Below are 20,733 nucleotides of genomic sequence, written 5' to 3'. Positions count from 1 at the left end.
TTTGCAAAGTTGGAGCAGGTAGCACCGGCTTTATAGTCGTATCCGGAATTTTATTTACGCAATAAGGAAATTATCTACCGGATCACCGCACGGGTAACCCCTTCCCTGGTGATTTTTACCGGCTTAATATAACCGTCTTTATCAAAATACATCCGGTCTATACAGGTTTCACGGGAATTAGCCGCTTTTTCCGTCAGCGGGCGGCGGTGGTAAACAATATACCAGCGGTTTTCTTTGGGAATGCCAATAACAGAGTGATGACCGGCCCCGGTGGCGATGCTGGCGTCCTGCTGAAGGATCTTCCCTATCCTTTTGAAAGGACCCATCGGAGAATCGGCAATGGCGTAGGCCACACTGTAGTCGGGGCCTGTCCAGCCTCCTTCAGACCACATGAAGTAATACTTACCGTCCTTTCTGAACATAGTAGGTCCTTCCACATATTTCTCCGGCGTGATCTCTTTGAAGGTAGTCCCGTCTGAAAAAGGAATAAAGCCGGTGAAATCAGGCTTCAGCTGGGCAATATTACAATGTCCCCAGCCGCCGTAAATGAGATAATATTTACCGTCGCTGTCATGGAACACGTACTGGTCGATAGGCTGAGCCTTATTGATGATCTTGTCTACCAGCGGTTTGCCCAGGTAGTCTTTAAACGGACCGGCAGGATTGTCGGCCACCGCAACGCCGATTCCGCCAACCTCTTCATTGCTTTGTATATCATTTGCGCCAAAGAACAGGTAATACCGATGATCCTTCTCTATGATCGATGGCGCCCACACAGCGCGTTTAGCCCATTTCACAGATGCCGTATCCAGGATCTGCGGGTGTTTGGTCCAGGTTACCAGGTCGCGCGAGGAGAAAGCATCGAAGAACACCTGTTTTTCATAGGCAGCGGAATAAGTGGGATAGATCCAGTATTCCTTCCCGAATACTACTCCTTCCGGATCGGCGTACCAACCGGGGAATACGGGATTCCCGGATAACTTGTCCAGCTTTTTCTGCTGAGCCATCGAAACATGCGTACTTCCAGCGAGCAACAACAATGCTATCATTCTTTTCATGTAACCAGATTTTATGAATCGTTAAAAATAATAAAAATCATTCGCCGTTCTAAAGAGATAATAAATTTTTGCTATACTTTTCCATAATTTTATCGTTCAGAAAGGATTTTACATGAAGCGGGAAAAAAAAATAATCAGGTTGTTGCTGATCATCACAGGTATATTTTTATTGGTGATTACAGTAGCCGGTGGTATTCTGTACAGCCAGCAGGAACGGCTTACGCAGATGGCGGTGAAAGAGTTGAACAAGCAGTTTGCAGGAGAACTGGTGATTACGAAAAGCAGCATTTCCCCCTTTAGCAACTTCCCCTATATTTCCATTGCCCTTCACGATGTCCGTTTTTTTGCAGATAAAAAAATGCAGGGACTGCCACTCTACCAGGTAGAGCGCCTGTACGTGGGCTTCAGCTTACCGGATATTCTCCGGCAGCATTATAACGCCCGTATTATTGCACTGGCCAACGGAAAGGTACATGTGGCCCGTTATGCCAACGGGGATGTAGATCTTATCAAAGCCCATGAATTCAAAAGCAGCGGCCCTTCTGCCCCTGCCGATTCCAGCGAGGACCTGAGCCTGGATCTGAAAAAAATCATCCTGAAAAATATTGATGTCAGTTACCACGACGGTGTATCCGGCCTAAATGTGAACGCGCATATCGATAAAATAAAAACATCGTTCTCCATGGACTCAGCCCGTATCGCTATTGATATGGACAGCAAACTGAAAATAGATGTTACCGGTAAATCGGATACTACCCTCTTCCGTCATAAAACATTAAACTTCGCGCTGGCGGCGGTATACGACAAAGAGAAGAAAACGCTGACTTTACCGCCCGGCATCATCCGGCTGGAACAGGCCTCCCTTGAGCTGCAGGGCATAGCCAGCGAACATTATGTAGACCTGAAAGTAAAAGGCGATAAACCTGACCTGAACCTCCTGCTGGCCATGGTACCTGCTGATGTAGCGGCCATGCTGGAAAAATACCGCCACGATGGCCGCGTATATTTCGATGGTATCATCAAAGGCGCTATCGGTAAAGGCATTATGCCCCTGATGGAATTCAACTTCGGCTGCGAAAACGTATGGTTCCAGAATAAAAAGATCGACCGGAAAGTAGACCAGCTGGGCTTCAAAGGCTTTTATACCAACGGAGCTTCACATAACCTGCAAACATCCGAGCTGCATATCCTGAACTTCAATGCAAAACCCGGCAGCGGTGTGTTCAAAGGCAATTTTGTGATGAAGAACTTTACCGATCCGCAGATCCTTATGCAGCTGTATTCTGAACTGAACCTCCGTTTTGTGGGGGAATTCCTGGGCATCAAAGACCTGGAACAGATCAGCGGTGAGATAAAGCTGAATATGAATTTCCGGGAGATAGTGGATATGAGGATCCCTGAAGAAAGCCTGGCAAAACTGAAAGACGGCGTACAAAGTGAGCTCACGGTCAGAGACCTTGAATTCCGTATTCCCGGTTACCACCTGCCGGTACGCAATATGAATGTACATGCGCAGATTCAGCAGGGACGACTTCAACTGGATTCCATTGCTTTTCGTATAGGCAGCTCCGATATACTTGCCAGCGGGACCGTAAGCGATGTACCTGCACTATTCCATCAGCAAAACAAACCGGTGGCCGTAAACTTCAGCGCTTCCAGCAAGCGGCTACAGCTGGGCGAACTATTTAAGTTTGATTCTACCCATCCTGTTCTGTCAAAAGAGATCATCACAAGGTTTAACATAGGCCTGGCATTTGAAACATCCGTAAAAGAGTTGCTGCATCCCAATCCATTACCCAAAGGGACTTTCAAAGTAGAAAAGCTATATGCTAAATTTCAGCAGTACCCGCATGCCCTGCACGATTTTAATGCAGCAGTGATCATCAACGATACCAGCCTGCGGGTGCCCAACTTCAGCGGAAATATAGACAGCAGCAGCTTTGCATTCAAAGGAAAATTAAACAACTATCTCATCTGGTTCGATAAAATTAAAAAAGGGAATACAGAGGTAGCGTTTGATTTTAAATCGGACCGACTGGCAGTGAACGACCTGGTGAGTGAGCGTGGCCGTAAATTCATCCCGCAGGGATATTGGTATGAAGAAGCCAATAATGTGTGGCTGCGCAGTAAAATGAACATAAAATATGATACTGTTTTTAAAAGGATAGATGCCCGTATTGCGAATATCTCAGGTACACTGAGACAGCACCCTATCAAAGTGGAAAATGTGAAAGGAAGGATCCGTTATGGTAATAACCGGTTTATTGTAGTGGATACGCTTACCGGTAAAGTAGGGCGTACCGACTTTAACCTCAACATGCGTTACGCCACCGGCAAAAGTAAACGGCAACAGAGCCGCAGCAACTATTTCCGGTTCAAATCCGATAGGCTGGATATTGATGAACTGATGAACTATGATTTCACAGACCAGCCGGTGGCCGGTACTGCGCCTGCGAAGCATACCACTATAAAGGAAAACGACTCGCTGCATGCGGCGGGCTTCAACGTATTCAACATTCCTTTTTCAACATTTGAAACACAGGTGGATATAAAGAAGATCAAATACAAAAAGTTGTGGCTGAAAAATGTGCTGGCGAATATTCATATGCAGGAAGACCAGAAAATAAAAGTGGATACCATTGCCATGAATATAGCCGGCGGGCATATTGCCATGCGCGGCATGTTCAATGCTGCCAATCCGAAGAAACTGTACTTCCGGAGTGGGATCTATCTCAAAAACGTAGACATCTCCAAAATGCTCATCAAGTTTGATAATTTCGGTCAGGACTTTGTGCTCAACAATAACCTGAAAGGTATACTGAGCGGTCAAATCAAGAGCTATGTGCGCATGCACCCTGACCTTACGCCGGTGCTGAGTGAAACGGAATCCCGGATGGATATTGAAATCACCAACGGCACGTTGCTTGACTTTGGCCCCATGCAGGCCATGGCCGGTTATTTCAAAGATAAAAACCTCCGCATGGTAAGGTTCGATACCCTCCGCAATAAACTAACCCTGAAAAACGGTGTACTCGAAATCCCGAATATGAACATCAATTCCTCACTCGGCTACATCGAGGTATCCGGCAGCCAGTCGCTGGACATGAGCATGAACTACTACCTGCGCATTCCCATGAAAATGGTGACCCAGGTAGGCTTCCAGGCACTTTTTGGCCGCAGGCAGGAAGAAGTGAACGTAGACCAGGTAGATGAAATTGAGTACCGGGATAAAGATAAAAAGGTGCGTTTTATGAGCATCAATATCTCCGGTACTCCGGATAAATACAAGATCGCGCTGAAAAAGGCAAAGAAAACCTCCTGACAAAGCATCAGGGCATTACAGACGCCCGCTGGCGAATGATATATGCAATCCTGCTTTTTGCTTCTTCTTCGCTGGTTTTATCGGGTATCAGTTTATTGCCCGTATATTTCTTGTACAGCGGGACAGCATTGCCAGGCTGGAACTGTACCTGTTCCACAGATGCTACTATCCCGGGGATCACTGCGCCAAACCAATGATCGTCCTCCCGCTGCTTCCAGGTCACCAGCGTAAGTAATGCATCTGCCGGGTAGCCCCCGGCGCCTTTCCTTGAACTGGCCACTGCCCGCTCATTACCATACAGGGTGCTCATGGTCTGCTGACCTTTCTGAATACCGCTGGTGATCGCTTTCCATTCGTTCAGTTTCAGGAACGGCGTATCAGGCAGCGATGCAGTGGTATGTTGCGTGGGCGTGGTGAAAACAAAATCGTTGTTGCGCATAGGCTGGTGACAGTTAACGCATTCCATCGTGAACATGGCATTTTTCCCATAAGGTTTCAGGTCGGTTCCTTTCCATCGTGCCCAGCCCCAGCCCTTGGTAGTAGCGTATTTATGGCTGTCTTTGATCATAAACTCCACCTGCTTAAACTCGCCCGGGGTGATATTTCCCGTGCTATCTGCCTGCTCGTCCCAGGCTATTTTGGCGAATATCGTACCATCGGGCCATGGGTTGGTTGTATGTTCCCGGATCGCCTTCACTGCAATATCATTCCCCGTGATCACCCGCATGGTGCCGTTATCCAGTCGCTGCGTGCTACTGATGGCTTCCCAGTTCTTATAATCCGGCATATAGCCGATACCGTTAGCAACAGGCTGTATCCGGGCAACAGGGGCTGCAGGGTCCCAGGCGTCGTATTGGCGGTTGGCGGCAGCGGTTTTACTGCTGTCGGGCTTTACGGGCAACAGCTGCGTAGCCAGGTAATTTTTAAGCACCGTGATATCTTCCCCTGTTAAACGTGCAGTGGGATGAAGCGCAGTATACTGCGGGAGCGGCATTGTTTTAAACATCACCTGGTTAAGGGATTCAAACAGTTTTCCCTTCTGCTGGTCTTTTGACAAACTGTCCCAGGTAGAGAAATTAACTACCTGCCTGCCATCGGTGATATGACCGGCTACCAGCCAGATGGCAGGCGATACCTGGTCGAACCAGGCCAGGTGCGTTTCGTTGGAGTGGCAATCGTAGCAGGCCTTTCGCAATACAGCGCTCACCTCCGGCGGAACATCAGGTTCCCCTGTTACCGGCGGATTTGTGATACGGGGCCTGATGAACTGTAAAGCGATAAAACAGGCGACAGCTATCAGCAGTACTACTTTCCACTTTTTATTCCGTTTCATAATATCGTCATTTATATTTGCATCAAAATAAATAACCTGTATCACCTCCAAAGATCCATTTAGGTGAACCGGACAAATAAGGGGGTGAACCAGTATAATTTAACAATGAACCTTGCATATAGTTGCCCTTAGCCGGCATCAGCATGTTCGAATCCGGACACAGCGGCCTTAAAAACGGACATTATCATTTATACAAATAACTCATTATCAATTCATAGAGCCATGGCATTATCTTAGTCAGGATAAATTGCACTACTCATAATTGTGTAAATCCCATGATGCTAAAGAACTATATAAAAATCACATTCAGACATCTCCTGAAAAATAAAACCTATAGTTTCCTGAATATTTTCGGGCTGGCAATAGGCTTAGCCTGTGCTGGTGTTATTTTTTTATGGGTAGAAGATGAAGTTACCTATGATAATGCACATGTAAAGAAAGACCAGATTTACCGCGTATGGGAGAACTGGAATTATGATGGCGATATACGCACATTCAATTCTACACCTGCCCCCCTGGCAGAAGCCATGAAAACGGAAATACCCGGTATTGCGCAAACCTGTAGGACTTCAGAGGGAGGCACTGATATATTATTTACGCTTGGAGATAAAAAAATGTATGCCTCTGGTCTGTATGCAGATGCCAGTTTCTTTAGCATTTTCACGTTTCCGTTTATAGAAGGCAATGCAGCCAACCCTTTTCCACAATTATACTCTGTTGTTATCACAGAAAAAACGGCCAGGAAATTTTTTGGTGGTACCAGGAACGTGGTAGGCAAAACCATTACGGTAGACAATGCGCAGCCATATGTGGTATCTGGAGTGATAAAAGACATTCCCGAAAATTCCAGTATAAAATTTGAGTGGGCCGCACCTTTCGAAATCTATTTCAAACAGAATGCATACCTGAAAAACTGGGGCGCCAATTCTGTTGACACTTACGCAGAACTGGCCCCCAATGCAGATGTATCAGGCATTAATGCTAAAATGCAACACATCATTGCCAATCATAACCCCGGCGCTATTAACCAGGCTTTCCTGTTCAATATGAACGACTGGCGGTTGCATGGCCAGTTCAGCAATGGTAAACAAAGCGGAGGCCGTATAGAGTATGTCCGTTTATTTTCACTCATTGCCTGGATCATTTTATTTATTGCCTGTATCAATTTCATGAACCTGGCTACCGCCCGCAGCGAAAAACGTGCGAAGGAAGTGGGCGTCCGCAAAGTAATGGGAGCAGGAAAGAATAAACTGATCACCCAGTTTATCTGTGAAGCATTGTTTATGTCGGCGCTGGCAGCAGTACTGGCGGTATTAATTTTACTCGTTGTGTTACCCGGATTCAACATATTGGTTGATAAGCATCTCAGCATAGCATTGGATAAACCGATGCATCTCCTGTGGCTGCTGGGTATTACAGTGGTATGTGGCGTACTGGCTGGCAGTTATCCTTCGCTGTACCTGTCATCCTTCAACCCGGTGTTTGTGCTGAAGGGCATTAAATCAAAAACAGGCAGTGCTGTCTTTATCCGTAAAGGCCTGGTGATTGTGCAGTTCAATGTGTCTATTATCCTTATCATTTGTACCGCAGTTATTTACCAGCAGATCCAGCATGTGAAGAAGCGTAACCTTGGCCTCAACAAAGACAACCTTATTTCCATAGATGCGCAGGGTACTATAAAGCAGAATTTTGCAGCCGTTAAAACAGCTTTACTGGCAACCGGCGTAGTGGAAAATGTTGCATTGGCAGATCATGTTCCTCTATATGGTGGTAATAATACAGAAGATATAGGCTGGGAAGGAAAACCGGCTACCGGTAGTATCCTTATTTCCCAGCGGCTGGTAAGCCCCGAGTTCATTCAAACCGCCGGTATGAAGATAGTGGCTGGCAGCGATTTTAAGCCTGTGGCTGCGGCAAATGGTATGGATGTATTGATCACTGAATCGCTGGAGCAACTGATGGGCAAAGGCAGCGCTGTTGGTAAAACCATTACTACGCCCTACACCACAGATTCCATTATTCATTCCCGTGTTGCCGGGGTGGTAAAAAATTATGTATATGGCAATATGTACGGCAGCCCTGATCCTGTAGTATTTTACTGTTTGCCCGAAGAAACGAACCTGATGTACATACGCATGAATGCCGGTGCAGATAAAGAAACAGCGCTTCATAAAATCGGCGCGGTTATGCAACAAATGAACCCTGCATATCCTTTTACTTACCGGTTTATAGACGACCAGTTTAACGCCATGTTCACAAATGAAACGCTCATGCAGCAGCTATCGCGGTTATTTGCCACACTGGCCATAGTGATCAGCTGCCTGGGATTATTCGGTCTGGCTGCTTACACTGCCGAAAGAAGAACCAAAGAAATAGGGATCCGCAAAGTACTTGGCGCCAGCGTATCCGGTATTACCCGGCTGCTTTCCGCCGACTTCCTCAAACTGGTGGGTATTGCAGCCCTGATAGCATTCCCCGTGGCCTGGTATACCATGGATCAATGGTTACAGAAATTTCCCTACCGGGTATCTATCCATTACTGGGTATTCCTGCTGGCGGGTTTAGCCGCCATGCTGATAGCACTGCTCACTATCAGCTTCCAGAGCATAAAAGCGGCATTGATGAATCCTGTTAACAGTTTAAAAGCAGAATAATCTGCCGATGGGACGGTTATAACCTGATAGGTTATACGTAATAAACCCGTAATTTGTTTACTTACTACTAAGTAAGTATATTTGTGCCGCAAACGGCAGATCATGTCTGAAACAAAAGATAAAATAGTGGCGCTGGCCGACCGCCTGGTGAGGACTAAAGGATTCAATGCCTTTAGTTATAAGGACATTTCAGCACCGCTGGAAATAAAAAATGCAGCCATACATTATCATTTCCCGGCAAAAGCCGACCTCGGCGTGGAGGTAGTGGACCAGGAGATGGCAAAATTTCATACACAAACCAGCAGGTGGAAAAACCTGCCGGAAAATGAACAGCTGGAAAAGCTCACGGAAGTATTCCGTCGTCACAGCAAAGAAGGCAATATCTGTTTAATGGGATCTCTTGCGCCGGACTTTGAAACGCTGGAACCGGCCATGCAGGCCAAAGTACAGGAAATGGCCGGAAGCATTGTGAACTGGCTTACCCAATGCCTGGAACAGGGCAGGAAAAAGAAACTTATTCATTTTAAAGGCACCGCCCATGCGCGGGCGCTGATCATTATATCCAATTTGCAGGCTTCCCTTCTTTTATCGAGGGTGATGGGGCCATCTGCTTTCCGCCTTATTGCGGAACAGCTGATGGACGACCTGCGTCATAAATAACCAGCTATGAAAAGAGTTGTTATAACAGGAATGGGTACGGTATCTCCCATTGGTAATAATGTTACCGATTTCTGGAACGGTCTTGTTAATGGTAAAAGCGGGGCTGCTACCATTAGTCACTTTGATGCCAGCCGGTTCCGCACACAGTTTGCACATGAACTGAAAGGCTTTGACCCCTCCACTTCACTGGATAAGGGAGAACTCCGTAAAACAGACCCGTTTACCCAATATGCACTGGTAGCGGCCGACCAGGCGGTAAAGGATTCCGGGCTCGACTTCAGCAAAATGGATCCTTTCGATACTGGCGTGATCTGGGGCTCCGGCCAGGGTGGCATGCAGACGTTTGAAGAACAGGTGACCGAATATGTTTCCGGTGATTTTAATCCCCGTTTCAGCCCTTATTTTGTACCCAAGCTGATCACCAATATGGCATCGGGTATGATCTCCATCAAGTATGGCCTGATGGGCATTAACTATACCACCGTATCAGCCTGCGCTACCTCCAATACTGCCATCATGGATGCCTTAACGTATATCCGTTTGGGTAAGGCCAAAGTAGTGGTGACCGGCGGCTCTGAAGCGCCTGTAACCCCAGCTTCCGTAGGTGGTTTCTGTGCCATGAAAGCCATGTCGGTACGTAATGACGACCCTACTGCTGCATCCCGTCCTTTTGATGTGCACCGCGATGGTTTTGTGATGGGAGAAGGCGCCGGCGCACTGATCCTGGAAGAGTATGAGCATGCCAAAGCCAGGGGCGCATATATTTATGCAGAAGTAGCCGGTGCTGCTATGACCGCCGATGCGTATCATATGACTGCTACCCATCCGGAAGGATTGGGCGCCCTACGGGCGATGCAGCTGGCACTTGAAGACGCGGGCCTGAACAAGGAAGCAGTAGATTACCTGAATGCACATGCTACCTCCACTCCCGTAGGCGACCTGAGTGAAATAGCCGCCATCGGCAAACTGTTTGGCGCCACGCCATCACACCTGCATATCAGTGCCACCAAATCCATGACAGGCCACCTGCTTGGCGCTGCGGGAGCCATAGAAGCCATTGCCAGTGTGATGAGCATACAAAAAGGCATCATCCCTCCGACTATCAATACACAGGAGCTGGATCCCGCCATCCCCGGTACCTTACAGATCGTACTGGGCACCGCCCTGGAAAAAACGGTGAACGTAGCCATGAGCAACACCTTCGGTTTCGGCGGACATAACGGGATAGTGGTGTTCAAAAAAGCGTAGTTTGCAGCGGAATTTGTCTTGTTCCAGGACAAATTCCGTCCCGCAAATCCTCCTTTCTGCCACATGATCTGCCCCCTGGTCACAACTGACGGAACAGACATGGGGAAAACACTATCTTACCGGAAATTATTACCCGGTATGAAAAAACTATTCGCATCATGCCTCCTGTTATGCTCGTATACTGGTTTGATGGCCCAGATGCAGCCAAGCCTGGTTCCCTTCGGGCAAACCGACAGTATATATTCTGATATATTGAAGGAAAACAGGCCACTGTGGGTGTATACACCGCCTGCAGATACCAGTTACTTTACAAAACCTGCCTACCCGGTGGTATACCTGTTGGATGGAGATTTTCATTTCGCGTCGCTGCAATCCATGATCCTGCAGTTAAGCACTGTCAACGGTAATACAGCATTGCCGCGAATGATCATAGTAGGTATTCCCAACACCAGAGGTAACCGCACACGCGACCTTACCCCTACACGCGATTCCCTGTATCCTGGTTCAGGAGGCGGCGAAGCCTTCACCGGTTTTCTTGGCAAAGAGCTTATTCCCTACATCGATAAAAAATACGCCACCGCTCCCTATCGTGTTCTGATAGGGCATTCCCTGGGCGGACTGATGGTGGTAAATACCCTGCTGCATCATCCCGGACTGTTCAATGGCTACATTGCTATTGATCCAAGCTTCTCGTGGAATAATAAACAGATGTTGTCCCAGGCCGGTACACAGTTACAGTCGTCTTTTAAAAACAAAAGTCTCTATCTCGCGGTGGCGCATACCATGAAGCCGGGACTCGATACCATACAATTGCGGAAAGACAACTCACAGGGATCTGTACACACCAGCGCTATTCTTACTTTTACCGACCTGCTGAGAAAATTTACCGGTAACCGGCTAAGATGGAGTTATAAATATTATGAAGATGATGACCATAATTCCATACCATTTGCAGGAGAATATGATGGCCTGAGATTTCTTTTCCCGCATCACCGTTTTCCTACCTACCTGTATACAGATAATACCTGCCCGGCAGATTCCCTGGAAGCGCTTATTACCACACACTTTAAAACCCTGTCTGAAGAGATGGGCTACCAGGTACGCCCCTACGAAGCTACACTGAATGAATTCGGGTATTATAATCTTCAACAGAAAAATTATGCCAAGGCCGAAATGTTCTTCCGGCTGAACATCCGCTACTTCCCCGAAAGCTTCAATACTTATGATAGTATGGGTGATTATTACCTGGAAAGGAAGGATACTGCCCAGGCTAATATCTTCTGGAAAAAAGCACTGGCCACCCGGTTCTCCAAAGAAATAAAAGAGAAGATAGACAAGGTAAACAACAAGGTGTCACATTGAGCGCGTATTTTGTCTTGGAACACTGATTACGCTGATTATGATGATTTCGCTGATACTTTTTTAATTTTTTATAATGAGCAGTAACCAGCTATTATCTAAATTTTTAAAAAACATCAGCGAAATCATCATAATCAGCGTAATCAGTGTTCCAAGACAAAAATACGCGGCTTTTAAGGCAGCGTATTGAAGTTGATCACCGGCGCAATACCTGATGGGGTGCGGGTGAGCGGCGTATTGATCTTTACAAAGTTGGAAAAGAAGCCGCAATTACGCAGGTAAAACTTAGTGGATTCCACACCGCCGGCAAAGTCCATACGCGATTGCGATGCGGCAGTAGCATCGCCGTTAAATTGTGCATTAGTAAGTTCATGCCAGGTCCCATTGGTATCTCTTGCCCACTGATTGCCATACTGCACTTTTCTCCCGATATAGCCAGTTTCTGGAAAGAAATTTTCCAGAAACGAATATAAACCGGTTAACCACGTATAGGTTTTCGGGCGGCGGAAGCTGGCTATCAGTTGCCAGGAACCGGTTTCAGGAGCATAGAACCAGGACGTGAATTCCGTTTTGTTATCGGCTACCGGCACTGCATGAGTTAAAAAGCGGTACGTAGTGCCCGCCTGCCAGTTGAATGGGAGATAGCTTTGTCCACCGGCCCCCTCGTTGCCAAAAGTACCTATTTGTACGCCAGGGCCTTTGCGCAGCAGCTCAATCTTCAATGAATCCGGGATACTATTGGGATCATCTGTAACGGCAGGACTCCAGACAGAAAATAACACCCTTCTTTCAGTGGCGCTGTTTACCTGTATACCACAATACCCCTGGCTGAAGCCATTAGTCATAAAGTAAGATCCTATAGGGTCCTGGCCGGTGGGCACTGTTACCTCGTTATAAAACCATTCTACGATTTTGCCCGCTGGCGGCGTATATCCCAGGTTCACAGAGGGTCCTCTCCTGCCGAAGTATACATCCGTTTGAATGTAATTGAGCCGGCCGCCGGTAGCAGCGCCGCTGATGTACAGATCCGACAGTTCTGCATAATAGCTGTCCGTTTTGGATACCCCCTGGAAGTCTACTTTCACATAGCCGGTATCCGTTAGGTTGAAATCTCCCACATCAATGGTGTGGTAGCTGCTGCCGGAAGCTGTAATGGTTTTCGACTGACCTGCTACAGTGATCTTAAGCTGGCTGCTGCCGGCCGGCACCTTTCCTCTTAATGCCAGGTGCAGTGTGCCTGTAGCGCTGGTACGGAAGTAAGCACTGAAAACGGAGCTGCTGCTGCTCCAATAGGCAAGACCACTGTCCAGCACTAATTCCCCAGCGCCGGCGCTGCATTGTGTAAGCCAGGCATTACTTCCCAGCGCTACGGCAATATCCGTAATGCCGGAAGTTGTAGTGGTAGTGGGTAACAAGCCGTCTTCCGGGGTTAGGTCAGAAAGGGAATAATTCCTGGAACAGGACGACAGGATAAGGCATCCGAATGCGAATGCAAGCGATAATTTTGTTTTCATTGCAGTTTATGGTTGGTTGGTTTAAAAAGAAAAATAGGTTCCCTAGTTTCTCATAAGCTTTTCTACGTGGTAATGCCGGAATTTAACTAACCTGCAGGTTATATAGCAATTGTCCCTGCCGATATGACATTACAATGACACCTGTATTTTAGAGAACAGGCTGATTGTCTTATTTATCTCCTTAAAAAATAATACTACACGAATAGGGGTAAGTAGCAGACATGGTGTCTTCCTTCTAAAGATTTTTATGAGCCTGCAATATCAACACCGGCAACCCATGCAACTAAAAAAAAGATACACCTGTTTGTTAATTACCTTTTTCGCACTTACACCATTGCAAGAGCTGTGGGCCCAGCTGGGCGCCACATCCCTCGATGGCCCCGGCATAGGGATCAGCGTGGATTACTTGCCAGCCTCCCGTTATATCCGGCCGGAAGACAGCGTAAAAACCAGGTCCACCACCTCTCAGCAACGTTATAACTTTGGCGCTGTATTCTCGCTGGGCAGTCATGTAGATACTGCTACCGGTAAGGTCCGCAACTGGACGCTGGCGGCTTCCGGCAGCTATACCAAAATGCAGCACAAAGATTATGATAACCGGATCTTCCCCGAAGAATTACTGGATGCACAACTGGCGCTGCAACATTTCCGCAGCATCGGTAACCGTTGGGGTATGGTGAGTGTATTATCTGCCGGGCTTTTCACCGATATGGAAAAGATCAATAACAAAGATATTTTCATCAACGGAGGCGTATTGTTTGTAAAGCAGCATAACCCGCGGTTTTCTTACGGTATCGGTGCTATGTTCACCAATACCTTTGGCACGCCTATGTTATTGCCCGCGATCCTTTTAAAATGGCAAACCGAAAGTAAGTTCAGGATAGATGTAAACTTCCCTGAAAAGATAAGCGTATCTCACCGCATGAATAAACAAACCGACCTGGCGTTGGCATTCCGTATGCGCGGTTCCTCTTATGATGTGGAAAATGCGCCGGACAAAAAGCGGCTGATGGGTTACTCAGAACTAAGCGTGGGATTGGAAAATACCTGGCATCTGAGCAGGCATATTGATTTTGTGGCATCAGGTGGCAGTATCCTTTATAGCGGTACTACTTTCCGGGAAAAGAGTTTGTCGGAAATGTTTTCCGACAAGCCTATGCATAGGTTTGCTACCAATTACTTTTTCAGCGGGGGGCTGCGGTGGAACTTCCTGCCGCGTAAATAGCAGCCATATTTTAAAAAGAACCGGTCACTGTTGCTTAACAGTGACCGGTAAAAATATTATCTCACTTCATATGGAGGCTGTGCAGGCGCCTTATAAGGCTTTGTTTGCAACAGGTTCTTTACTTCGGTAATGGCACGCTCCAGCTGCGGATCGACGCCTTTGGCCATATCGCCGAGATTTTCATCTACTGCAATATCGGGATCAACACCATGCCCTTCGCGGAACCAGGTGCCATCGCCATTGAACATACGGAACGATGGCACGGTGATCACACCGCCATCAATCAGTGCGGGAGTATTGCTAATGCCAATGAGGCCGCCCCAGGTACGGGTGCCAATGATAGGGCCCAGTCCGGCTTTGCGGAAATAATCCGGAAATGCATCGCCGCCGGAACCACTCCACCCGTTAATGAGCATTACCTTCGGGCCAAAATTGGCATAGGAAGGCCATTGAGTGGGCGTACCGTTACGGGTGGCCCAATAAGCCAGCGGCTTGCGGTTCAGCATTTCAATAAAGCGATCAGGGATCTGGCCGCCATTATTGAAGCGCTCATCAATAACAAGAGCGGCTTTGTCCCACTGCCCGTTGAACTGGCGGATCAGTTCATCCTGCCCATCGATACCCGTACTTGGCACAAAGATGTACCCCACCTGGTTATTGGTGGCATCAGCCACACGCTTGCGGTTACTCTCTATCCAGGCCAGGTGGCGCAGGCGGTATTCGCTGCCGATAGTTTTCACGATGGCGGTTTTAGCCCCTTCCATAGAAGGACGGCTGTTCCAGGTAAGCTCTACTACTTTCCCGGCGAGCGACTGGAAAACGCCATAGGGTTCCTCCGCGGTGGTAAGCGGCTGGCCGTTTACCGCCAGGATATAATCACCTTCATGGATGTTTACACCCGGCTCGTCCAGTGGGTTGCGGGCTTCCGCATTCCAGGGCGCGCCGCGGATAATGCGTTTGATCTTATAGTACCTGCCATCTGCCTGCCAGTCGACCCCGAGGTAGCCAACATTTTCATGCTTTCCATCTTCCACATCACCGCCAAAGTTATAGGTATGTGAGGCATTCATTTCGCCCAGCAGCTCATTGATCACAAAGCTCACTTCTTCACGGGTGCGGGCGCCTTCCAGGAGATGCAGGTATTTGTCTTTTACATTATTCCAGTTGATGCCGTGCATATGCGGATCGTAGAAGAAATCGCGTTCCATGCGCCAGGTGTCCATAAACAGCTGTTTCCATTCTTCTGCAGGGTTCACGGTCATTTCCATTTCCTCTACACGCATGGCGGTGTCAATTTTCTGGTTCTCGGCTACATCAATGATGCCGTAAGGGCCGTTGTTCACCAGGATCTTATTGCCATCCGCAGAAAGCTCGTACTGCCCTGGTTCCTTGATAATGGTTTTTACCTGCTGGGTAGCAATATCATAATACTGCAGGGTGGCTTCCCCGTTGCTTTCCTCATCAGCCGGCGGTGTGCTGCTTACAAACAGGATCTTACCTTTCGCTGCGCCAAGGCGGGAATAATTGCCGCCTGGCACCGGGAGCAATACCATCCTGGCTTCCATGTTGTCGAGGTCTATGCTGGTAGCCGTTTCTTTTGTCTCTTCCGCAGGTTTTTCTTTCTTAGCTTTTCCTTTTGTGGCGGCGGGTTTCTCAGGCTCTTTTTTGTCTTCCTTTACATTCACGGCATCATTGCGTGTAGCCAGCAGGGAAGGTGTTTCCTTTTGCAGGCCTATCACTCCTATCACCGTGCTGTTGGCGTAAATAAATGTATTGTCGATGCTGCTGTATGTAGGTTTGAACGATTGGTTGGTTAGTACATACAGGTACTTGCCGGCTTCATCAAATACCGGGCGGCTCACGTCATAGAAGCCGCTGGTAACCTGGTGGCGCTGGTTGTTTTTGGTGTCGAAAAGAAATACGGCTTCGTGGCCGTTTTCCATATCACGGCTATAAGTAAGCCACCGGCTATCGGGTGTCCAGCTGAAGCGGAAGCCCTCCAGTACATCCGGCGAGTAATGCAGGGCTTTGTCTACTGCAGTGGTTTTGCCGGAGGCGATATCCAGCACCCATATTTTCAGCTCCTGGTCGATGAAGGCTATTTGCCTGTTATTGGGCGACCAGTACGGGCGATAGCGGAATCCCGGGCCGTAGTGAGTGATCTGTTTCGCCTGGTCCTCTTTACCGGCGGTAGCCAGCCATAGCTCATATTCACCTGACTTATCGCTCCACCAGGCAATGCTTTTACCATCCGGCGACCAAACAGGATAGCGCTCCGCTATGCCGCTGGTGCGGGTAAGATCTTTAACATAGCCCTTTACAGCGGGCACGGAGAATACATCGCCACGGGCGCTGATGAGCGCGCGCTGGCCATCAGGGCTTACGGCGGTGGATTGTATATATTTCATGGTGCGCTGGGTGCGTGGTTTGAGCGCAGCCAGGTCAGTAGTGATATTGATCTTCACTTCAGCGGATTGCTGCGTGCTCAGCGACATTACGAACAATTTGCCATTGGCTTCATATACAATATCGTCCGGCCCCATGGAAGGAAAGTGAACGTCATAATCTTTGTAGCTGGTGATCTGCTCGTATGCTTTGGTATTCACATCATAGCGCCAGAGGTTCATCCTCTTTTCAGCGCCGCGGTCGGACAGGAAGTAAATAAAATTGTTGTACCACATTGGGAATTCATCGCCTGCTTCGCTTTTTGCAGAGATATTTTCCGACAGTTGTTTCGTAAAATCAAACACATGGATCTCTGCTTTCATACCGCCACGGTATCTTTTCCAGTTACGGAAACTTTGTGAGCGGGTAACCAGGGCCATTTTGGAAGCGTCGGGCGACCATGACCCGAATTCAGCATAGGCCAGCGGCAGTTTAGTGGCGGCGCCTCCATTTTCAGGAATAGTATAAAACTGGTTGAAGCGTTCTTTGGTGCTTTCTCTCCCCGAGGCAAAAAGTACCTGTTTACCATCAGGCGTCCAGTCCACCACACGGTCTGTGCCACCATATTCAGTAAGCCGCAAAGGTACCCCTCCGGCTACCGGCAATACATACACGTCCGTATTGCCGTCGTAATTGGCGCTGAAAGCCAGCTTGCTTCCATCCGGCGAAAATTTGGGGAAGGTTTCCACTCCCGGAGGGGAAACCAGTTTAATGGCTGTACCACCGGTTTTTGGAACAATCCAGATATCATTGGCATAGGAAAATGCAATCTGCGACCGGGATACGTCGGGATAGCGGAACAGGCCGGCATCTACCTGTGCCATAGCCTGTTTTCCTGCCATCGCAGCAAGAAAAAACAGGGCGGTTTTCTTCATCATAAGCGTTTTGAATTTTTTGATCATCCCGCACCGGGGCGGTTTATTTTTTGTTGTGGATTTAAAAAGTACTTGCTAATCTATGGAAATCCCACGATTTCATAATTACCTCTGATCACAAAAGATTTCACGGTCATCCACACACGTATTCCCTTAATTTCCTGGTGTGCATAAAAATGTAGAATAGCCGCTATGGGGAGTCCTGGGTGAAAATGCCCGTGCATAAAGGCTGTGCTGCTTTATATTCCCGGCCTTTTACGCAAAAAAAGCCGATCTTTGTATAGTATCAAATTAATACATGCATATGGCTAGATCCCAGGAAACAGTTGGTAAAAAAGAAAAAGAAAAGAAAAAAGCAAAACAACGGCAGGATAAGCAGGAAAGAAAGGAAGAACGAAAGAGAGAGAGTGCTAAAGGAAAGAGCCTGGAAGATATGATGGCTTATATCGATGAGAATGGTAATATCTCTTCCACTCCCCCCGACCCAAGCAGGAAAAAAGAGATCAATGTGGAAGACATTCAGCTGGGCCCAGGCAGGCAACTGCCCGAAGAGCCGGCAGACCCCATCCGTAAAGGCGTGGTGAAGTTCTTCAACGAATCCAAAGGCTACGGTTTCATTATCGATCAGCAAACACAGGACAGTGTATTCGTACATATTAACCAGCTGACTGAGCCGATCAAGGAAAAAGATAAAGTAACTTTTGAAGTAGAGAGAGGACAGAAAGGTCCAAGTGCGGTTAATGTAAAGAAAGAAGTAAAAAGCTAAACTGTAACTGGTCTGGCTTTATTGAAATAAAAAAATCTGAGCGGTTACCGGTAATCGCTCATTTTTGTGCGTGGTAGGTACTGAGCCACCTCCCTAAAAAAATACAGCGTGCCACATCCACTGAAAAGACTCTTCCAACGCCCTATCATCTGGCTTTCCAACAGGTTTTCTTCACAGCCGGACAAATTACAGGTATTCGCTTCCCTATCGCAGCTCCAGGAGGAGATCCTTAAAGGCAACCGGCAAAAGGGACTGATAGTGCCCTTCGACTACGAGCATAGCCGCTTTATTATTTTCTCAGACCAGCATAAAGGCGGTAAAGATGGCGCCGACGATTTCATGGCTGCGGAAGATAACTACGTAGCGGCACTCCGTTATTACTACGATAAAGGCTATACGTTTATTAACCTGGGCGATTGCGAAGAATTGTGGGAATGCCCGCCAGCTACCGTGATCCGCGAATACCGCAACACCCTGCTGGAAGAAGCCCGCTTCCTGCAGCAGCAACGCTACTTCCGCGTGTTCGGCAACCACGACCTTGAATGGCATTACGTAGTGCCACGGCAACAATTCCTGAAAGATATCTTCGGGAAAAAACTGAAAGTATATGAAGGCCTGATCCTTCAAACCCGTTACCAGGACCAGGATTACCGCATTTACCTTACCCATGGCCATCAGGGCGACCAGCGCAGCGATGGCAACGCTTTCAGCAAATGGTTTGTAGCAGCCATATGGACACCCCTGCAGCGCTTCTTTGATATCCGCATGGATACGCTCTCAGACTCTTTCGACCTGGCCGACCGTCACAATATCATGATGTATGAATGGAGCATCCAGTATAAAAAAACATTCCTGGTATCAGGACATACCCATAAACCTGTGTTTGCCTCACTGGATCATATTGATAAGCTCACGAAGCAACTGGATAAAGCCCGCGCCCGGGAAGATGCTGAGCAGGTAAGCATCTTACAAAAAGCATTGGCAGCGCGACAGGCAGAATATGCAGGTAAACAACTGGTGAAAACAATGGCACATCCCTCCTATTTCAACACCGGCTGCTGCTGCTTCAGCGATGGTGACATTACCGGGCTGGAAATTGCCGACGGCGCTATACGGCTGGTTAAATGGAAGAAAGATGCACAGGGGAATTCCCGCGTGGTGCTTGAAGAAGCCCCCCTGTACTATTTATTTGATCAGATGACCTGATCGGCTACCGGCTGCCGCAGGGGCGTATGCTGCGCCTGCTCCAGGAAAGCCTGCTTTACCACTTTCGCCGTTTTGTGATCGCCGGTATGGCTCCATCCCGGCGGCATTACAATGTATAACAACTTATTTTTTAAACCCGGCGCTTTCCGCACATCTTTCCACAAACCATATAGTTCACCAAAATAAACATCCAGGAAATTGTTGGGGTTCATTTCCCGGGATATGCCATACTCGATCTGCATATCATGCTTTTCAGGCTGGAAGGTGCCAAACACTTTATCCCAGATATTAAGCAGGTTGCAGAAATTAGTATCCATATACAAAGGATTTTTTGCATGATGCACCCGGTGATGAGATGGCGTAAGAATGATCCTGTTCAGGAAGCCAAGACGCCCGTCTTTAATAAGGTTCTCTCCCACATGGATAAAAGCTCCCCAGGTACCGTCGATGAACATAATAATGAAAAGCAGCGGAGGATTCACTCCCATCAGGATACAGATGCTGGTACGGATCACATCTGCATACGGCGCTTCCAGGAAAAAATGCGCATAAGTTACCGAAAGGTTCATGGTTTGCGGCGCATGATGGGTAGAATGCAGGCACCAGAACAAACGTACTTTATGCCCGTAATAATGGTAAATAAAGTGAGAGAATTCCCAGATCACATACCCGTAAATGAACCAGTACCATTTAAGCGAGGTTTGGAACAACGCATACTTTTCCAGTAACCCGATACAGAAGGCCACCATAGCAATAGAGATAAACCGGGAAATAAACCGGTTGGCCACAAAGATCAGGAAGGGCATTTTATAGTCTTCGATCTTAAACCTTTTGTAAAAAATGGCCCGCCCTATTTCCAGCAACAGGAGAAATGGTATCAGTGGCGAGATTGCGGAGAAGATCCCGTTCAGGGTAAGCAGTACTTTATAATTCCCCGTTTTGCATATTTCTATGAGTTGTGTGATTCCCAGGAATCCTATGATTTCCCTGAATATTGTTTCAATAACTCCCATAACGCGCTTTTATTTAGATCACTTTGTAGGTACAAAATACAACTTTGTATGAACA

Annotated in this window: 13 protein-coding genes; 8 read left to right on the top strand and 5 right to left on the bottom strand. The window is 47.7% G+C overall.

The window, feature by feature from the left end; genetic code table 11:
* Positions 1-74: 74 nt before the first annotated feature.
* Positions 75-1,058, bottom strand: a complete 984-nt coding sequence (locus FN124_RS21530; protein ID WP_142686850.1) for a glycoside hydrolase family 43 protein — start codon at positions 1,056-1,058, stop codon at positions 75-77.
* A gap of 112 nt (positions 1,059-1,170) precedes the next feature.
* Between FN124_RS21530 and FN124_RS21525 the strand changes: the two genes are divergently transcribed.
* Positions 1,171-4,380 (top strand): AsmA family protein, encoded by a 3,210-nt coding sequence (locus FN124_RS21525; RefSeq protein ID WP_142686849.1) that lies wholly within the window; start codon positions 1,171-1,173, stop codon positions 4,378-4,380.
* A 7-nt stretch (positions 4,381-4,387) separates the two neighbouring features.
* On the opposite strand, the gene FN124_RS21520 is transcribed toward FN124_RS21525, so the two are convergent.
* Positions 4,388-5,713: a cytochrome P460 family protein gene (locus tag FN124_RS21520; RefSeq protein WP_142686848.1), complete on the bottom strand. Its 1,326-nt coding sequence runs from the start codon at positions 5,711-5,713 to the stop codon at positions 4,388-4,390.
* Positions 5,714-5,991: 278 nt separating this feature from the next.
* On the opposite strand from FN124_RS21520, the gene FN124_RS21515 reads away from it, so the two are divergent.
* The 4 genes from FN124_RS21515 (at position 5,992) to FN124_RS21500 (ending at position 11,637) form a co-directional block, all read left to right on the top strand.
* On the top strand, positions 5,992-8,367 hold the full coding sequence (locus FN124_RS21515; protein WP_142687471.1) for an ABC transporter permease: 2,376 nt from the start codon (positions 5,992-5,994) through the stop codon (positions 8,365-8,367).
* Positions 8,368-8,469: 102 nt separating this feature from the next.
* On the top strand, positions 8,470-9,027 hold the full coding sequence (locus FN124_RS21510) for a TetR/AcrR family transcriptional regulator (protein WP_142686847.1): 558 nt from the start codon (positions 8,470-8,472) through the stop codon (positions 9,025-9,027).
* Between the two features lie 6 nt (positions 9,028-9,033).
* Positions 9,034-10,275, top strand: coding sequence for a beta-ketoacyl-ACP synthase II (fabF, locus tag FN124_RS21505; protein WP_142686846.1), 1,242 nt, complete (start codon positions 9,034-9,036; stop codon positions 10,273-10,275).
* A gap of 138 nt (positions 10,276-10,413) precedes the next feature.
* Positions 10,414-11,637, top strand: a complete 1,224-nt coding sequence (locus tag FN124_RS21500) for an alpha/beta hydrolase-fold protein (RefSeq protein ID WP_185937311.1) — start codon at positions 10,414-10,416, stop codon at positions 11,635-11,637.
* Positions 11,638-11,807: 170 nt separating this feature from the next.
* Here FN124_RS21500 and FN124_RS21495 read toward each other — a convergent pair whose 3' ends face one another.
* Entirely contained in the window at positions 11,808-13,148 is a 1,341-nt protein-coding gene (locus tag FN124_RS21495) for a DUF3472 domain-containing protein (protein WP_142686844.1), read from the bottom strand.
* A gap of 247 nt (positions 13,149-13,395) precedes the next feature.
* Here FN124_RS21495 and FN124_RS21490 point away from each other — a divergent pair, with 247 nt between their 5' ends.
* Positions 13,396-14,373 (top strand): DUF6268 family outer membrane beta-barrel protein, encoded by a 978-nt coding sequence (locus tag FN124_RS21490; protein ID WP_142686843.1) that lies wholly within the window; start codon positions 13,396-13,398, stop codon positions 14,371-14,373.
* A 56-nt stretch (positions 14,374-14,429) separates the two neighbouring features.
* Here the strand turns inward: FN124_RS21490 and FN124_RS21485 are convergent, their stop codons facing one another.
* On the bottom strand, positions 14,430-17,696 hold the full coding sequence (locus tag FN124_RS21485; protein ID WP_221887857.1) for a S41 family peptidase: 3,267 nt from the start codon (positions 17,694-17,696) through the stop codon (positions 14,430-14,432).
* Positions 17,697-17,997: 301 nt separating this feature from the next.
* Between FN124_RS21485 and FN124_RS31670 the strand changes: the two genes are divergently transcribed.
* Both FN124_RS31670 and FN124_RS21475 read left to right on the top strand, forming a co-directional pair.
* On the top strand, positions 17,998-18,459 hold the full coding sequence (locus FN124_RS31670) for a cold-shock protein (protein ID WP_142686842.1): 462 nt from the start codon (positions 17,998-18,000) through the stop codon (positions 18,457-18,459).
* Positions 18,460-18,567: 108 nt separating this feature from the next.
* A complete protein-coding gene (locus FN124_RS21475; protein WP_260607554.1) occupies positions 18,568-19,665 on the top strand; it encodes a metallophosphoesterase in 1,098 nt (365 codons plus the stop codon).
* Here FN124_RS21475 and FN124_RS21470 read toward each other — a convergent pair.
* Positions 19,653-20,678, bottom strand: a complete 1,026-nt coding sequence (locus FN124_RS21470; RefSeq protein ID WP_142686841.1) for a sterol desaturase family protein — start codon at positions 20,676-20,678, stop codon at positions 19,653-19,655. The two genes, FN124_RS21475 and FN124_RS21470, sit on opposite strands and share 13 nt — an antisense overlap.
* Positions 20,679-20,733: the final 55 nt, after the last annotated feature.

Origin of the sequence: Chitinophaga polysaccharea, assembly GCF_902150045.1 — a bacterium.
GTDB classification, from domain to species: Bacteria; Bacteroidota; Bacteroidia; order Chitinophagales; family Chitinophagaceae; genus Chitinophaga; species Chitinophaga polysaccharea_A.
This window is presented reverse-complemented; position numbering and strand designations above follow the sequence as displayed.

Bases quoted from the DNA above. Each gene is read 5' to 3' on its own strand.
- FN124_RS21500 (WP_185937311.1), top strand. From the start codon at position 10,414: ATGAAAAAACTATTCGCATCATGCCTCCTGTTATGCTCGTATACTGGT.
- FN124_RS21525 (WP_142686849.1), top strand. From the start codon at position 1,171: ATGAAGCGGGAAAAAAAAATAATCAGGTTGTTGCTGATCATCACAGGT.
- FN124_RS21495 (WP_142686844.1), bottom strand. From the start codon at position 13,148: ATGAAAACAAAATTATCGCTTGCATTCGCATTCGGATGCCTTATCCTG.
- FN124_RS21515 (WP_142687471.1), top strand. From the start codon at position 5,992: ATGCTAAAGAACTATATAAAAATCACATTCAGACATCTCCTGAAAAAT.
- FN124_RS21530 (WP_142686850.1), bottom strand. From the start codon at position 1,058: ATGAAAAGAATGATAGCATTGTTGTTGCTCGCTGGAAGTACGCATGTT.
- FN124_RS21510 (WP_142686847.1), top strand. From the start codon at position 8,470: ATGTCTGAAACAAAAGATAAAATAGTGGCGCTGGCCGACCGCCTGGTG.
- fabF (WP_142686846.1), top strand. From the start codon at position 9,034: ATGAAAAGAGTTGTTATAACAGGAATGGGTACGGTATCTCCCATTGGT.
- FN124_RS21490 (WP_142686843.1), top strand. From the start codon at position 13,396: ATGAGCCTGCAATATCAACACCGGCAACCCATGCAACTAAAAAAAAGA.
- FN124_RS21485 (WP_221887857.1), bottom strand. From the start codon at position 17,696: ATGATGAAGAAAACCGCCCTGTTTTTTCTTGCTGCGATGGCAGGAAAA.
- FN124_RS31670 (WP_142686842.1), top strand. From the start codon at position 17,998: ATGGCTAGATCCCAGGAAACAGTTGGTAAAAAAGAAAAAGAAAAGAAA.
- FN124_RS21470 (WP_142686841.1), bottom strand. From the start codon at position 20,678: ATGGGAGTTATTGAAACAATATTCAGGGAAATCATAGGATTCCTGGGA.
- FN124_RS21520 (WP_142686848.1), bottom strand. From the start codon at position 5,713: ATGAAACGGAATAAAAAGTGGAAAGTAGTACTGCTGATAGCTGTCGCC.